This window comes from Acinetobacter towneri (assembly GCF_001758345.1).
Classification (GTDB): Bacteria; Pseudomonadota; Gammaproteobacteria; order Pseudomonadales; family Moraxellaceae; genus Acinetobacter; species Acinetobacter towneri_A.
On record NZ_MKQS01000005.1, the window covers coordinates 83,316 to 99,724 of the forward strand.

Genomic DNA, 16,409 nt, shown 5'->3' on the forward strand with positions numbered 1-16,409 from the left:
TGCTTTATTTTTCATGTTCTACCAATTTAATGATAGATCAATTCCAGCCATTAGCTCTCAAGTGTTTGTTTGTGCGAGTAAATAATCAATTGCTCGATTTAGTAATTGATTACCCGGCTGAAACTGACGACCTGTGCTGCGTTTCAATTCAGCAGCCGCTTGTACATACGCGCCAGAAAAGATATTTTTCTCCGCATCATTATCTAAAAACAGTTGCAGTACCTGTGGGGTGATTTCAGGATGGAACTGAAAACCGAGGACATGGTTGCCTATTTGATAGAGCTGATTGGTACAAACGGGGTTAGTTGCTAAGCGTATAGCACCTTTAGGCAGTTCAAAGGTTTCACCGTGCCATTGCATCACCTTAATTTGGTCAGGCAACTCAAAACAGGAAGCAGGTACATCGCTGACCTTATACACATCATGCCAACCACGTTCTTGTTCAGGATTACGACTGACTGCTGCGCCAAGTGCGTTGGCAATTAATTGTCCCCCCAGACACAAGCCAATTGCAGGCTTACCCAAAGACAAATAGCGACGAATCCAGCGTTTTTCTATTTTCAACCATGGGAAATTGGCCTCATCGTTTACACTCATGGCACCACCCATCACTATCAACAAATCGACATCTTCTACCCGTGGCAAGGCTTCAATTTCGATATTTTGTTCTGGCGGCAAGGCAAAAAATTCTGTTGCACTGATTTGTGCCTGCATCTGCTTTAAATAGGAATAGCAACTTCCGAACCCTTCTCCAGCAATGTGCTGAAAATAATGCACTCTTAATGGCGCTTGCATTTTACTCACCCTTTCTCATGTCTACCCCTGAGCTTCTGCAAAAATAGCGCCAACTTCAACAGTCATGTTGTATTTTTAAACAGTTCCGCTTTTTTATAGCCTAAAGTCTGTGTTTCTCTTAAGCTAAAGCCAATACAGACTGATTTACCTGAGTGAACCTGTGAAAAAAAATGCTCAAACTGCTTTAATTCATGCACCAAGACGTGCCCCACAATATATTTCGAGTGTACAACCTCCCCTATTTCGTGCATCGACCATTATTTTTGAAAACMCCGATGCCTTATTTAACCGCCATTGGACCGACGCTTATGACTATAGTTATGGTACGCATGGCACACCCACCACCTTTACGCTTGGTGATCAGATTGCACAAATAGAAGGCGGGCAATATTGCTTACTGGCGCCTAGCGGCTTGTCTGCAATCAATTTGGTCAATTCCTGTTTTTTAAGTTATGGCGATGAAGTTTGGGTGGCCGACAATATTTACGGCCCTAACATGGAGCATTTGCGTAATTTAGAGCAGCGTTACGGCATTACAGTTCAGGTGTATAACCCGATTGATGCCACAAGCTTTCAACCCTCTGAAAAAGCCAAACTCATTTGGCTGGAAGCAGCAGGCTCCGTCACACTGGAGTTTCCTGACCTCACCGCTTTAGTCAAAAAAGCCAAGGCACAGAATATCCTCACCGCTTTAGATAATACCTGGGGTGCGGGCTTAGCATTTAATGCTTTCGACTTTGGTGATGAACATTTAAGTATCGATATCAGCGTGCATGCCTTGACCAAATACCCAAGTGGTGGTGGCGATATTTTAATGGGGTCGGTGGTGACACGCGATCAGCATTTGCATCATCAATTATTCCGTATGCATGCAATTCAAGGCATTTGTGTGTCGGGCGATGATGTTGCACAAGTTCAGCGCAGTCTGGCATCTATGCAACTACGTTATGAGCACCAAGCAAAAAGTACGATTGATTTACTCAACTGGCTAAAAGTACAACCGCAATTTGCTCAGGTGTTGCATCCTGCCGATGCCACATCTGCAGGGCATGTGTATTGGAAAGAAATTTGTCGCGATGGGCACAGTGCAGGTTTGGTTAGCGTAATTTTTAAGCCTGAATATGATTTAGCCGCTGTACGTCAATTCTGCGATGCTTTATCTTTATTTAAGCTCGGCTTTAGCTGGGGCGGCCCTGTAAGCTTGGTGATGCTTTACGGTCTCAATTCCATGCGTACCCTAGCGCACTCTCACTTGGCTGAGGGATTATTAGTGCGTTTTTGTATTGGGCTAGAACATCCTGCAGATTTAATTCAAGATATTCAGCAAGCCTTGCAGCATTTGCCCAATCCCTAAAAATTAGGTCTGACGTCAATACTTTCAATTTTAATAATAGTGACAGATTAAGGATAAAATATGAGTACAGCCATCGTCATTGCTAAAAAAACTGCCGATGTTCAACAAGATGTGGTTTTACATTCTCAATTTGCCAACCGCCATGGGTTAATTGCAGGGGCAACAGGTACAGGTAAAACTGTCACGCTTAAAGTCTTAGCAGAAAACTTTTCCCGCATTGGCGTGCCTGTATTTTTGGCCGATGCTAAAGGTGATGTATCTAGTCTTKCCAAAGCAGGTAGCAGCAGTCCTAAGTTTGAAGCACGTATTCAAAGCTTAGGCATTGAAAGTATTCCATTTGCTGCATCACCTGTAGTGTTTTGGGACTTATTTGCCGAACAAGGCCACCCGATTCGCACCACCATTTCTGAAATTGGCCCATTATTATTGGCGCAAATGCTGAACTTGAATGACACCCAAGAGGGTGTGTTGTCTGCGGTATTCCGTATTGCCGATGATCAGGGTTTATTGCTGATCGATTTTAAAGATTTAAAAGCCATGCTGACCTATGTCAGTGAACATGCCAGTGAATTTAAAGCCGAGTATGGCAATCTTTCTCCAGCCAGTTTAGGTGCAATTCAGCGTAATTTACTGGCTTTAGCCGATCAGGGCGGTGACAAATTCTTTGGTGAGCCGAGTTTGGATATTTTGGATTTTATTCAGACCGATAGTCAGGGACGCGGCAATATTAATGTCTTGGCTGCAGACAAACTCATGAACACACCAAAACTGTACGCCACCTTTTTATTATGGATGTTATCGGAACTGTTTGAACAATTGCCTGAAGTGGGCGATATGGACAAGCCAAAGCTGGTGTTCTTTTTTGATGAAGCACACTTGTTATTTGACAATGCCAGCAAAGCCCTGCAAGAAAAAATTGAGCAAGTGGTACGCCTGATTCGCTCTAAAGGCGTGGGGATTTATTTTGTGACCCAAAACCCGCTGGACTTGCCTGAAAGCGTATTGGGACAATTGGGTAACCGCGTTCAGCATGCCTTACGTGCTTTTACACCCAAAGACCAAAAAGCAGTAAAAACTGCCGCAGATACATTCCGCGCTAACCCAGATTTTAAAGTTGAACAAGCCATTACCGAACTGGCGGTTGGCGAAGCCCTGATTAGCTGCTTGGATGAACAAGGCACACCGCAAATTGTAGAACGTGCTTGGGTAATGCCGCCCTACTCATCGTTTAGCCCAATCAGCACAGAAGAACGACAAGCCTGTATCAGCCAAAGTGTCATTGCAGGCGTGTATGAGCAGCAGCTAGATCGTGAAAGTGCTTATGAAATGCTGCAACAAAAAGTTGAGCAACGTCAGCAACAAGCGGCAGCAGCAGAACAAGCAAAAATTGAAGCCAAGGAAGCTGAAGCTCGCGCCAAGCAAGAGACTAAAGAAGCCGAAGCACTCGCCAAACAACAAGCGCGCGAGCAAGAGCGTCTAGCCCGTGAACAGCAAAAAGAAGCAGAACGCGCTGCCAAACAGCGTGAAAAACTGACTCAGGATATTGTGGGAACCTTTGCCAAAAGTGCAGCACGTAGCTTAGGCGGTTCTACTGGGCAGAAAATTGTACGAGGTTTGTTAGGGTCATTATTTGGTAAGAAATAGCATGTTATAAACGATGAGGTTTGTATAAATTTCATTCATGGATGCACCACCCAAAACCTGAATGAACACTTAAAAACCTCTCGCTGTCACATCTACAAACTCCATAAAAACTTTAAAAATTATGGGATATTCTTATAATACATAATTTTTTTAAGGTTTTTCCAAAAATTGGTTGCAATCCTTATTTATAAGATATATTTTAAATACATCTTATAAATAACAGCCATGAGAGATCGAACATGACTCCACAGCAAATTGACCTTGTAAAAGCAACTGTTCCTGTACTGCGTGAAAATGGTGTCGCACTCACAGGTTATTTCTATAATCGCATGTTGGGGAATAATCCTGATCTAAAAGAAACCTTTAACATGGGTCACCAACGTAGTGGTGCGCAGGCTCAAGCGCTTGCAGGTGCTGTATTGGCTTATGCTGAAAATATTGAAGATCCATCTGTACTTGCACCTGTCATTGAGCTGATTGCCCACAAACACGTGAGCTTAAACATTCAAGCACCTGACTATAATATTGTGGGCGAAAACCTGCTGCATTCTATTAGTGAAGTGTTGAATATTTCGATGGAAGATCCACTGATTGATGCTTGGGCAGCAGCCTACGGTCAATTGGCTGAGGTATTTATTAATGCGGAACGTGCAATCTACGAACAGCATCAACAAACTAAAGGTAGCTGGTTAGGCTGGCGCAACTTTAAAATTGCCAAGAAAGTGGTAGAAAGTGACGAAATCACCTCTATTTACTTCGAGCCAGTAGATGGTGGCGATTTACCAAAATATGAAGCAGGTCAATATATTTCAGTACGCGTATTTGTTCCTGAACTTGGCTTGAAGCAACCACGTCAATACACACTATCGACTAGCCCACAACAAGATTACTTACGTATTTCTGTAAAACGTGAGCCAGGCAATGGTGCAGATAAAGTGGCAGGTTGGGTATCAAACGTATTGCACCAATTACCAGAAGGTTCTGAAGTTGAAGTGTCTGCACCAACAGGTAACTTCTTCCTCATCGACAGTAACAAACGTAATGTCTTCATTAGTGGCGGCGTTGGCTTAACCCCAATGATTGCGATGTTGAACCAATTGGTGACTTTAGATGTACCACAACCTGTGACGTTCATTCACGCATGTCGTAGCAAACAAGTACATGCCATGAAACAGCATCTACAAGACTTAACTGCGAAATGTCCACGTATTCATACGTTGACTGCGTATGAGTTCCCGAACGAAGGTGATGTACTGGGTCAAGATTACGATGTTGCAGGCCGTTTAGACCTCAGCACTGTAGATGCAGCATTATTACCAGCCGATGCAGATTACTACTTATGTGGTCCTATGCCATTCATGGCAGAACAGCGCAAAGCTTTACTTGCGCGTGGCATCAAAGATGAACAAATCCATAGCGAAGCGTTTGGTACAGGTGGTGTTCGCCACTAATCCAAAGCGTTAAAAGCCAATAGGTAAGGCTAATCTAGTTATGCTAGACTAGCCTTAATTTATTTGTATTTTAAAAAAATATCTGTGCGATCATGCAATTAAATAAATTCACCGACTATGCGCTGCGTATTTTAATGTATATCTCGCGTCCACGAGATGTACCCTATACCATTGCGGAAATTGCACAGGATTTGCATGTTTCCCAGAACCATCTGGTTAAAATTGTGCACTTTATGGGTAAGCAAGGATGGCTCATTACCACACGTGGCAAAGGTGGCGGGATTCGTTTGCATCCTGAAACACTGCCTTTACGTTTAGGTCAAGTAGTGAGAATCCTGCAAGGTGAAAATCAAATTGTAGAATGTAATTCCCCGCCCTGCGTGCTACGTGCGCAATGTGGACTAAAAGGCATTCTCAATCAGGCAATGGAACAGTTTTATCAAAGCTTAGATCAATACAGTTTAAGTGAAGTATTACAGCCTGTCCCCAATTTAGAGTTCAGCTCACAATCTCCAATTCCGCTGATCCATCTTTAAAAGCAGTTTAAACCGCTAAAGCAATATCATCCTAGATGTTGCTTTTTTCGGGCTTGCAGGGCGCAAAGGTCGCTTGCCTGTATGACTTGCTTTATAATGCCTGTTTGTAGACCATGAATTGAAGTTAAGTTATGCACCACAGCAGAGGAAAATCGAAAAACAGTAAGGCGGCAGCACAGCCACGGCAGAAAATTAGCTACGAGAAAAAAGTAGACCCTGCCATTACTGAATACTCTGTTCGCGCCTTAAACTGGCTGCGTAAAGCCGAGTTTTTGATGAGTGCGCCTAAACTGAATTTATGTGTAGAAGATACTGGCTACGAAGTGGCTTTTGCAGGACGTTCTAATGCAGGAAAGTCCAGTGCAATTAATGCGCTAACCAATCAAAAACAATTGGCGCGGGCTTCTAAAAAACCAGGTCGCACCCAAATGATCAACTTCTTTAGTTTGGGCAACCCTGAACAGCGTTTGGTCGATTTACCTGGTTATGGTTATGCAGCCGTACCTGAAGCCATGAAAATTGTGTGGCAAAAAGAACTCGAAAATTACTTGATTCATCGTAAAAGCTTACAAGGCTTGGTGTTACTAATGGATATTCGCCATCCCCTACAACATTTTGATGTGATGATGCTGGAATGGGCGTATTCGCGTAAATTATTCGTGCATGTATTGCTCACCAAATCGGACAAACTCAACCGCGGTCCTGCCAATAAAGTATTGCTTGAAGTCAAACAGCAGTTGAAAAAGATGAAACTGGATTTCTCGATTCAATTATTTTCATCACTCAACAAGCAAGGCTTGGAAGAGCTGGCAAGTGTGATGGGTGGACGTTTGAACTTTACCTTAGAACAAGCGCATCAATTTGATTTAGACAACATTCCAGAAGCAACTGGCCATGATGTTGATGTTGATGTTGATGTTGATGTTGATGTTGATGTTGATGTTGATGTTGATGTTGATGTTGATGTTGATGTTGATGTTGATGTTGATGTTGATGTTGATGTTGATCAGCCTGAATTTTTAGAAACTGAAGATCCAACCACATCTGATACTGAAACCAAATAATCCATTAAATTACTGACTATTGGTCTATCAAATAAAGTCCTATTCGTTCAATCTCGAATAGGACTTTTTATTTACATTTACACCTACATTTTACAGCGTAATCACAATTTGCCTCACCACTAAAGTTGCACTTTACAACCCCTCAAGAAATGCCCTACTGTCAAGATCATAACAATTAGCCACTTCAATAATGACATGAGATAAGGAGATCAAACATGCAGGCACACATTTCAGTGATTACCTTAGCGGTAGAAGATTTACAACGTGCACTCGATTTTTACTGCGACGGCTTAGGACTTGCGACTGAAGGCATTATTGGGCAAGAATTTGAACAAGGTGCGGTGGTCTTTTTTGAACTGCAAGCTGGCTTAAAACTGGCTTTATGGTCGAAACAGAGTCTGCAACAAGATACAGGCTTGACAGGTACAGCCAGCAATGCCGCACAGATCACATTAGGACATAATGTGCATAGTCCCCTTGAGGTCGATCAGGTATTGAAACAAGCACAAAATGCAGGTGCAAAAATTTTAAAACCTGCACAGAGCACCTTTTACGGTGGTTATGCAGGTTATTTTCAGGACTTAGATGGTCATGTTTGGGAAGTGGTCTACAACCCTTGTTGGGATTAATCTGCTTTGGATCATACTTTTATCCACTGCAATAAAATCGCATGATGCCGAAAACTTGATTCGATTTTAAACCCAATATCAGGAATGAAGCGCAGGGTCATCACGAGTATGCCGATCGACCACCACACTAATCATCATATCGCCCTGTACATTGACCACAGTACGCACGGTATCCAACAAACGGTCGATTGGCAATAAAATCGCAATCGCTTCTGCAGGCAAGCCCACAGATTGCAATACCATAATCATCGTCACCATACCTGCGCTTGGAATACCAGGTGCACCCAAAGAAGCGATCATGGCTGTGGCACAGACAATTAACTGCTGCCCTAAACTTAAATCCAACCCCATTAAATTGGCAACAAACAACGCCGCTGCGGCTTCATACAGTGCCGTACCATCCATATTCAGTTGCGTACCCAGCGGAATCACAAAGCCTGCGGTTTGCGGACGCACACCTAAATTTTCCTGTGCACATTTCATCGAAAGTGGCATAGTCGCAGAACTAGAACTGGTGGCAAAAGCCGTAATTAAGGCAGCACGTGTACCTTTAAAAAAAGTGWTCGGATCCATTTTGCCAAATATCCACAGTAGCAAAGGTAAGACTACCGCACCATGAAAAATTGTGGTGCCTGTGACCACCGCAGCAAATTCTGCCAAACGACTCAGGACTGAAATATCTTCGGTTGCAACCAACTTCGCCAATAAGGCAAAAATCCCCAAAGGCGCCAGTTTCATTACCCAGCCAATCATCAACATCATGATTTCAAAAAATTGCTGACTGAGTTTACGCACCGTTTTAAAGTGCTCCCCGCCTTTGACCAATGCCACACCCACCAATAAAGCAAAAATCACCACCGCCAAAACATTACCCTCGGCAAAAGCTTTAAACGGATTAATTAAGGTGTTTTGAATAAAATTGGTAAAAAACGATGACGGGGTTAGGGTGTCTGGGGTTTGATGTTGTGCCATAGCATCTTGAAACATCAAAATATCTACGCCTTTACCGACTGCAAATAAATGGGCACATGCCAAACCTAAAATTAAAGCCAACGTCGTGGTGGTGACACAGCATGCCAACGTAATTTTCCAGACCCGACTCAATTGTCCCACAGCCTGTAAGTTCGACACGCCGACCACAATTGAGCTGAAAATCAGCGGTATGAGTAACATTTTTAATAAACCAATAAAAATACTGCTCATCAAACCAACGCCATACAAACTGGCGCTAAAAAAAGTGCTATCTGGAAATAGATTCAGAACAAAACCAAACACCACGCCCAAAATTGCGGCAATTAGAATTTGTGTATTGAGGCTCATACGCAATTGAATTTTTTAATGTGATGTATGGACTATGCCATGTGGCCTAAATTGAATCGAGTATTTTTTTCTACTTTGACAAGATTGAGATCACGCCTCAAGAATAAAAAAGCCGACTCGAATGTCGGCTGATGATTCTAGATTATAAAAGGCTATATTTATTGCGTTTCGATTTCACGTAAACGAATCAGTCCTTCCTGACTGGTGCTACACACCAATTCACCATTTTGCCACATTCGACCAAAGTTCAAACCTCGCGAACTGGAGCTAATGGTGGCTTCCATGTCGTACAGCATCCAGTCATCCACACGGAACGGTTTATGGAAATACATGCTATGATCAATACTGGCACATTGTAAACTTGGCGATAAATAGCTCAAACCATGCGGGCGCAGCGCTGTGGTCATTAACGTGAAGTCTGAATAGAATGCAGCAATCGCCTGATGCAAAGACACTTCATCAACCTCTGGCGAAATTGTGTCATGAGTGCGGATGTAGTGTGCGTAAGCAGGGGCTTCAGGCTGTGGGATAAACGGATTAGTCGGATTAATCGGACGAATCTCCACCAAGCGATCACGCATAAAACTGGCACGCACGTTTTCAGGCACAAACTCGACAATATGCTGTTTGAGTTCCGCTTCGTTTTTTAAGGATTCTGCCGCAGGATAGTTAGGCTCTGAAATTTGATAATTCAAGCCTTCTTCTAGCGGTGCAAAGGACACCATCCCAGTAAAAATGGTACGTCCATGCTGAATCGCACGCACTTGACGGCTAGAAAAACTTTTACCATCACGCAAACGGTCAACTTCATAAATAATAGGTGCGTTGACATCGCCACCAAACAAGAAATAGGCATGCAATGAGTGCGCAGGACGGTCAGTGGTATAGGATGCAGCACGTAAAGCCTGTCCCAAAACCTGTCCACCAAAAACACGTTTACCCACCAAGTTACGACTGATACCTCGGTAGATATTTTCTTCTAACTTTTCTAAACAAAGAAGTTCAACAAGCTCTTGTGTGAGTGCGTTCATAACTAACCTATGTATGGCGGAAATTTGGGATGCAGGATCGACGTCGATGAAAAAATAAATCGTCAAAATAAGATGACGCTTTCAAGCCTGCTATTTTGCCATACATTCTGCGTCTTTTATCCATCCAAGACTGACCACTGTGTCACAACTTAGCCGATTAATTTTGCTAAAAATACGATTTTTAACGATAAAATCTAACAATATTTATGCAAATTATCTAAAAATGCAGCGCCATTATTAGATACAATGACGCAAAATAAATTCCCTACTGGCTAGGGACTTAGGTGATGAAATAGGAGTGAGTATGTCCAAGCGTGGTTTTGGTCAAATGTATCGTCAGCTTTCTGGTAAGCTGCTTGACCTTGTGGTGACACCGCATGTTTTGGGTGAAGTCCCTGTCAAGGATGCGCAAAATGCAGACTCAGACGCTACTCGCACCAAGATAACCTGCTATGTCTTGCAAAATCACTCACGCAGCAATGCTTTGGTGGTCGATGGCGAAACACGTCGCTTAAAACTCACGCCTGCGCTTGACCCTTTAGTGATCGGCTCACATAAGGAAAAAGCCTCGATTCTGTTTTTACAACATCACGATGAGAACAACCTACTCAATCCACCACCTTATGCTTTTCCGCCACGCTTGTTACGTTTAATTGAACAATTAGAACAACACCCAGAAATTGATATTGAACTGATCCCTGTGACCGTATTGTGGGGACGTTCTCCAGACAAAGAAGATTCGTGGTTTAAACTGCTGTTTACCGATACTTGGGCAACGCCTGGTACAGTCAAGCAGTTAATGAATATTGGGGTGCATGGTCGTCAGTCTTATTTGGAATTTCACGAACCGCAATCATTACGTGCTTTAATTGAACATGCCAAAACTGAGCATCCAAACCTGTCGCCTGCGACCTTTATTGTCAACACGCTAAATAATTACTTAGATGGACAGCGTGAAGTCGTACTTGGCCCAGACTTGTCTGACCGCCGCAATGTGATGCTCAGTCTAATCAAATCTCCCGATGTGCAAGATGCCATTCGTCGTGAAAGTTTGCGCAGTAAAATTAGCGTGATTGAAGCCGAGCGTCGTGCGATTGGCTATTTAAATGAAATTGTGTCGGACTATTCTCATGCAGCGGTACGCTTTGCCGATATGGCACTGACCCGCTTATGGACACAATTATACGATGGCGTGGAAGTACATAATTTCAGTACCGTGCGCGAACTGGCCAAAGACTATGAAATTATCTACACCCCATGTCACCGCAGTCATATCGACTATTTGTTGCTGTCTTATGTGATTTACAAACGCGGCATGATGGTGCCGTACATTGCTGCGGGCGATAACCTCAACATGCCATTTGTAGGTCAATTGCTCYGTGGTGGTGGTGCGTTTTTTATCCGTCGTACTTTCCGTGGCAATGGCTTATACACCACCGTCTTTAAAGAGTATTTATTCAGTATTTTGTCGCGTAACACACCGCTTGAATACTTTATTGAAGGTGGACGTTCACGTACAGGCCGTTTGTTACCCCCTAAAACGGGCATGTTGGCCATGACCATTCACAGTCACTTACGTGGTCGTGCTAAACCGATTGCTTTTGTACCAACATATATTGGCTATGAGCGCCTGATGGAAGGCTCAACCTATGTGGGTGAAATGCAAGGCAAGCCAAAAGAATCTGAATCGCTCATCGGCATTTTAAAAACCATGCGCAAGATTGAACGGATTTTTGGCAAGGTGCATGTCAACTTTGGCGAACCTGTATTTTTAGATGAAGTACTGAAACAACACGATGCAGAACATATCAGCATTGAAAAAAATGATGATCCAATTCCGCCACAAGTGTCAGATGCAGTAAACACATCTGCACATGCGATTTTGGAAAACATTAACCGTGCTGCAGTGATTAACCCAGTATCCTTGTTATCACTGATTTTACTGGCAACACCAAAACATACCTTGGATGAAGAAATTTGTGTGAAGCAGTTAGACACTTACCGTAATCTGCTCACTGCCCTGCCTTATGATGAGCGCACTCAAGTCACGCCATTGTCAGGCAAAGAAATTATTGCCTACGGCTTAAAACTCAAACTGATTAAACGCGTGCAACATGTTCTGGGCGATATTATCGCGATTGAAGACAATCAGGCAGTGTTACTCACCTACTTCCGCAACAATATTTTGCATGCCTTTGTCTTGCCATCATTAATTGCTGCGTTAGTGAAACACAATGGTTCTATTCGTCGTGGCGATCTCATCAATGTCATTCGCACCTTGTATCCGTTCCTGAAAGCTGAGCTATTCTTAAAATGGCAAGATCAGGAACTCAAAGAACGGATTTGTGCTTATGTAGAAGCTTTAATTCAGGCCAAATTGATTTCTGAAGATACAGAAGGCAATTTGATTTCTCCTGCTCCAAACAGTGAAGATCACAACCAATTGGTGGTCTTGGCTGCACCTGTAATGCAAAGTTTAGAGCGCTATTACATGACGCTGGCGCTGATTACACAACGCGGCTCAGGCAATATTTCGGCACGTCAGGTCGAAGAATTGAGCCATTTGGTCGGTCAGCGTTTATCAGTGCTGTATGAATTCAACTCACCTGAATTCTTTGACAAAGCCTTGTTCCAGAGCTTTATTAAAGTCTTGACCCAGCAAGGTTATATCAGCACCAACAGTGACAATGCGATCGTGTTTGATGACAACTTTAAAAACGTCGCACAATATGCCAATTTAGTGTTGGACGATGTGACTTTGCAGATGCTACAACACATCACCACCTTTAGCGATGAAGAATTGAGTGAGGCGTTAGAAGCACTTGCTGCACAACAGGCGAAGAAACGTTTGAAACGTAAGAAGAAGTAATTTTAAGGTTCTTCTCTTACGCCATAAATGGCTCAGGCAGACAGTTGGGGATGAGGCTGAATTAAAGCTCAATATTTGAGATTTTAAAAATCACCTCTCGCTAGCCCTTTCCTAGCAAGAGAACTTTTATTCTCAGATTTCAGGTGAATCACTTTGCGTAATTCTTAGATGATCAAAATAATCCTCATGTTTGCGCTGAAATCCTGTTTTCTCCATGCGCGTAGCAAAAATCCGCTTCCCTGTTTCACGCATACTTTCCAACACCAACTCAGGTAAATTGAATTCACGCTGAATCTTTAAAATCATTTCGTGCAAAGGCTGAGCTTGGTTGTTGCTGCAAATATAAACTGGTTCAGGATGTTCCACGTGAAGCAAATATGCCAAAAAACTTGCCAAATCATCAATATGAATTCGATTTGACCAATGTATATTTGGGTAACTTATCGTGCTTTCTGCAAGTTTGAGCATGCGTGCAACCGATGCGCCATAAATACCCGAAGGACGCACAATCACACATTGTTCAGGATAAGCCTGTTGCCACAAATGTTCCATCTGCAACAACAACTGCCCTTGCACATCCTTGGGCTTAGGCACAGTCTCATCATCAATACGTTCACCTGCGTTTTCACCATACACCCGTGTAGATGACACCACAATAATTCGTTTTACAGGATGATCTTTTAATGCAGCGACGATCGACGGCACAGAATTTACATAAGTCTGTTGATAGGCTTCTATAGAACTTAAAGCGGTATTCCGAGACGGTGCAAGTAATACATAAACGGCATCTACAGGTTGAATCTGTGATAAATCGAGTTGTTGAATATCCTGAAGCAGATGCGTCATATCAGGATCTGTTTTCGGACTGCGGCTAATTGTGGTAATTTGATGACCAAGCGTAAATAGTTGTTTTGCAACACGCTGCGATGTTTTACCATAACCAATAAATAGAATATGCATTCAGCACCTAATCATAGCATTTAAAGTTGAGGGGACATGGCTGCAGTCCATCAGTTGCAAGGGGTAGGCTCTGCCTCTGCTGCATTACTCGAAAAATTAAATATTTTCACTACAGATGATTTGTTGTTTCATCTACCGCGTGACTATGAAGATCGTAGCACGATCATCCCCATGAACCAATTAAATGTGGGGCGCAGCTATTTACTCGAAGGCGTGGTCAAAGGGGTGGATTTTCCACCCGGTAAACGCAAGTCAATGGCAATCAATTTAGAAGATGAATTTGGCAAAATAACCTTACGTTTTTATCATATTTATAAAGGCATTACAGATCGTGCCAAACTCGGCAATCGTTTAAGAGTATTTGGCGAAGTACGGGTTGGAGCGCGTGGTCTGGAAATGTATCACCCCGAATTAGAACTGATCACTGAACATACCCCACTACCTAAAACCCAACTGACTGCCATTTACCCAAGCACCGATGGGTTGACCCAAGCCAAATTGCGCGAATACGTCAAACAAGCCTTGGCACAGCATAGTGATGATTTGCCTGAACTCTTGCCTAAAAAAATGACCAATGGTTATGCACTCAAACAGGCGCTAGATTATATTCATCACCCACCTTTGAATGCCAATATGCTGCAATTGGCACAAGGTTCTCACCCTGCGCAGCAACGCCTGATTTTTGAAGAATTAGTGGCGCATCAAGTCAGTTTACTGACCCGACGGGCTTATATTCAGCAAATTGCCTCACCTGCATTTTCCCCAAGCCAAAAACTAGCACCTGCGTTACTCGGTAACATGCCATTTCAAATGACAGGCGCACAGCAACGCGTTTCGCAAGAAATCATGCAGGATTTGCAGTCTAATAAACCCATGCTGCGCTTGGTTCAAGGTGATGTAGGTGCAGGTAAAACGCTGGTTGCTGCAGTCGCGGCGTGTCATGCCCTAGAAGAAGGTTGGCAAGTTGCGCTGATGGCACCGACTGAAATTTTGGCAGAACAACATTATCTGAACTTTCAAAAATGGTTTGAGCCACTTGGCTTAACTGTGGCGTGGTTGTCTGGCAAACAAAAAGGCAAAGCACGTGCTGCAGCTGAACTTACCATTCAGGATGGCAGTGCCAATTTGGTGGTTGGTACACATGCGCTGTTTCAAGACAATGTACAATTTGCCAAACTGGGTTTGGTGATTATTGATGAACAACACCGTTTTGGGGTCGATCAACGTCTGGCATTGCGCAATAAAGGCACCAATCACACCACACCGCATCAATTGGTGATGACTGCAACGCCTATTCCACGAACCTTAGCCATGTCCGCCTATGGCGATTTGGATACTTCGGTGATTGATGAGCTACCACCAGGGCGTACGCCTATTCAAACGGTGACCATTCCGCTAGATCGGCGTGAAGAAGTCCTGCAACGGATTGCTAGCAATTGTGCCGAAGGCAAACAAGCCTATTGGGTTTGTACCTTGGTGGAACAATCGGAAACCTTAGATGCACAAGCTGCCGAAGCGACTTTTGCTGAAATTAAAGAACGCTTTCCTGAACTGAATATTGGGCTGGTACACGGCAAAATGAAAGCAGATGAAAAACAAGCTGTCATGCAGCAATTTAAAGACAATCAACTTCAGTTACTGATTGCCACCACAGTCATTGAGGTTGGGGTCGATGTACCCAATGCTTCAATTATGGTGATCGAAAATGCCGAGCGTTTAGGGCTTTCACAGCTACATCAGTTACGTGGACGGGTTGGACGTGGTGCCAAAGCCAGTTTTTGTGCCTTATTGTATAAAAATCCACTTTCGCAAAATGGACAAGAACGCTTGCGGATTATGCGCGAAACCAACGATGGTTTTGTGATTGCAGAAAAAGATTTAGAACTGCGTGGCCCTGGGGAACTCTTGGGAACCAAACAAACAGGAGATATGGGCTTTCGAGTGGCCAAACTGGAACGGGATGATCATTTACTGGCACAGGCACACCATGTAGCACAGCAAATTTTAAAAGATTATCCTGCGCATGCTGAAGCTTTGCTAAAACGCTGGCTGCCTGAGGCACCACGTTATGCCTATGTTTAAACGGATTGCAGTCGTAAAATGACTCAGCCAATCAACCTAGTACAACGCGGCATACAATGGCTGCGCCAACTGCAACCGTGTCAGCTCTGCCATAGCGACACGCAATGGCAACATTCAGTCTGTCAAACCTGTTGGCAAGAATTACCGTGGCGTAGCCAAGCAGTACAACGACAAGAAATGCAGATTCAAGTCGCCTTTGACTATCACTATCCAATTAATCGCATCATTCAACAATTTAAATATGAACAGCAGTTACAATACCAACTGCTTTTGGTAGGTGCGCTAAAACAATTGTCTTATCCTAAAATTCAAGCCATTGTACCGATGCCAATTTCCTCTGCCCGCCTGACTGAACGTGGTTACAATCAATCTTTATTGTTGGCAAAAGGACTGGCGCGGCATTTAAATGTTCCGATTTGGCAGCCTGTAACCCGCTTGCAAAAGCACGCGCAAAAAGGCTTAAGTCGCTTAGAACGATTAGAAGACATCCAACAGCAATTTCAAATTCAGACTGCACCTAAAATCCGTTATTGTCGGGTTTTAATTGTGGATGATGTGGTCACGACAGGCAGCTCAATTCATGCACTCAAACAACAATTGCTCAAGCTTGGCTGTCAAAAAGTCAAGGCGGTTTGTCTCGCCAGTGCCGAATAAAATATAAAACTATTCGGTTA

The 16,409-nt window shown here is 43.4% G+C and carries 13 protein-coding genes; 9 read left to right on the forward strand and 4 right to left on the reverse strand.

Features of this window, described 5'->3' with window-relative positions; all coding sequences use genetic code 11:
- Positions 1-57 precede the first annotated feature (57 nt).
- The gene (locus tag BJN41_RS03620) at positions 58-795 is read right to left on the reverse strand and encodes a type 1 glutamine amidotransferase (protein ID WP_070153326.1); all 738 of its coding nucleotides are present in this window, start codon (positions 793-795) and stop codon (positions 58-60) included.
- 160 nt (positions 796-955) lie between these two features.
- On the opposite strand from BJN41_RS03620, the gene BJN41_RS03625 reads away from it, so the two are divergent.
- The 6 genes from BJN41_RS03625 (at position 956) to BJN41_RS03650 (ending at position 7,473) form a co-directional block, all read left to right on the forward strand.
- Positions 956-2,149 carry a PLP-dependent transferase gene (locus tag BJN41_RS03625; RefSeq protein ID WP_070153329.1) on the forward strand — a complete coding sequence of 398 codons (1,194 nt, stop codon included), beginning with the start codon at positions 956-958 and terminating at the stop codon, positions 2,147-2,149.
- Positions 2,150-2,209: 60 nt separating this feature from the next.
- Entirely contained in the window at positions 2,210-3,793 is a 1,584-nt protein-coding gene (locus BJN41_RS03630) for a helicase HerA-like domain-containing protein (RefSeq protein ID WP_070153332.1), read from the forward strand.
- A gap of 239 nt (positions 3,794-4,032) precedes the next feature.
- Entirely contained in the window at positions 4,033-5,244 is a 1,212-nt protein-coding gene (hmpA, locus tag BJN41_RS03635) for an NO-inducible flavohemoprotein (protein ID WP_070153335.1), read from the forward strand.
- Between the two features lie 92 nt (positions 5,245-5,336).
- The gene (locus tag BJN41_RS03640; RefSeq protein ID WP_070153338.1) at positions 5,337-5,780 is read left to right on the forward strand and encodes an RrF2 family transcriptional regulator; all 444 of its coding nucleotides are present in this window, start codon (positions 5,337-5,339) and stop codon (positions 5,778-5,780) included.
- Between the two features lie 131 nt (positions 5,781-5,911).
- Positions 5,912-6,844 (forward strand): ribosome biogenesis GTP-binding protein YihA/YsxC, encoded by a 933-nt coding sequence (gene yihA / locus BJN41_RS03645; RefSeq protein WP_070153341.1) that lies wholly within the window; start codon positions 5,912-5,914, stop codon positions 6,842-6,844.
- A gap of 215 nt (positions 6,845-7,059) precedes the next feature.
- Positions 7,060-7,473: a VOC family protein gene (locus BJN41_RS03650; protein WP_070153344.1), complete on the forward strand. Its 414-nt coding sequence runs from the start codon at positions 7,060-7,062 to the stop codon at positions 7,471-7,473.
- Positions 7,474-7,551: 78 nt separating this feature from the next.
- Here the strand turns inward: BJN41_RS03650 and BJN41_RS03655 are convergent, their stop codons facing one another.
- Positions 7,552-8,793, reverse strand: coding sequence for a dicarboxylate/amino acid:cation symporter (locus BJN41_RS03655; RefSeq protein WP_070153347.1), 1,242 nt, complete (start codon positions 8,791-8,793; stop codon positions 7,552-7,554).
- Between the two features lie 158 nt (positions 8,794-8,951).
- Positions 8,952-9,824 carry an acyl-CoA thioesterase gene (locus BJN41_RS03660; protein WP_070153350.1) on the reverse strand — a complete coding sequence of 291 codons (873 nt, stop codon included), beginning with the start codon at positions 9,822-9,824 and terminating at the stop codon, positions 8,952-8,954.
- Between the two features lie 304 nt (positions 9,825-10,128).
- Here BJN41_RS03660 and plsB point away from each other — a divergent pair, with 304 nt between their 5' ends.
- The gene (gene plsB, locus BJN41_RS03665) at positions 10,129-12,693 is read left to right on the forward strand and encodes a glycerol-3-phosphate 1-O-acyltransferase PlsB (RefSeq protein ID WP_070153353.1); all 2,565 of its coding nucleotides are present in this window, start codon (positions 10,129-10,131) and stop codon (positions 12,691-12,693) included.
- Positions 12,694-12,825: 132 nt separating this feature from the next.
- Here plsB and BJN41_RS03670 read toward each other — a convergent pair whose 3' ends face one another.
- Positions 12,826-13,653, reverse strand: coding sequence for an NAD-dependent epimerase/dehydratase family protein (locus BJN41_RS03670; protein WP_070153356.1), 828 nt, complete (start codon positions 13,651-13,653; stop codon positions 12,826-12,828).
- Between the two features lie 36 nt (positions 13,654-13,689).
- Between BJN41_RS03670 and recG the strand changes: the two genes are divergently transcribed.
- Both recG and BJN41_RS03680 read left to right on the forward strand, forming a co-directional pair.
- Entirely contained in the window at positions 13,690-15,735 is a 2,046-nt protein-coding gene (gene recG / locus BJN41_RS03675; protein ID WP_070153358.1) for an ATP-dependent DNA helicase RecG, read from the forward strand.
- Positions 15,736-15,753: 18 nt separating this feature from the next.
- The gene (locus BJN41_RS03680; RefSeq protein WP_070153361.1) at positions 15,754-16,389 is read left to right on the forward strand and encodes a ComF family protein; all 636 of its coding nucleotides are present in this window, start codon (positions 15,754-15,756) and stop codon (positions 16,387-16,389) included.
- The last annotated feature ends 20 nt before the right edge of the window (positions 16,390-16,409 follow it).

Bases quoted from the DNA above. Each gene is read 5' to 3' on its own strand.
- BJN41_RS03670 (WP_070153356.1), bottom strand. From the start codon at position 13,653: ATGCATATTCTATTTATTGGTTATGGTAAAACATCGCAGCGTGTTGCA.
- hmpA (WP_070153335.1), top strand. From the start codon at position 4,033: ATGACTCCACAGCAAATTGACCTTGTAAAAGCAACTGTTCCTGTACTG.
- recG (WP_070153358.1), top strand. From the start codon at position 13,690: ATGGCTGCAGTCCATCAGTTGCAAGGGGTAGGCTCTGCCTCTGCTGCA.
- BJN41_RS03640 (WP_070153338.1), top strand. From the start codon at position 5,337: ATGCAATTAAATAAATTCACCGACTATGCGCTGCGTATTTTAATGTAT.
- BJN41_RS03650 (WP_070153344.1), top strand. From the start codon at position 7,060: ATGCAGGCACACATTTCAGTGATTACCTTAGCGGTAGAAGATTTACAA.
- yihA (WP_070153341.1), top strand. From the start codon at position 5,912: ATGCACCACAGCAGAGGAAAATCGAAAAACAGTAAGGCGGCAGCACAG.
- BJN41_RS03680 (WP_070153361.1), top strand. From the start codon at position 15,754: ATGACTCAGCCAATCAACCTAGTACAACGCGGCATACAATGGCTGCGC.
- BJN41_RS03620 (WP_070153326.1), bottom strand. From the start codon at position 795: ATGCAAGCGCCATTAAGAGTGCATTATTTTCAGCACATTGCTGGAGAA.
- BJN41_RS03660 (WP_070153350.1), bottom strand. From the start codon at position 9,824: ATGAACGCACTCACACAAGAGCTTGTTGAACTTCTTTGTTTAGAAAAG.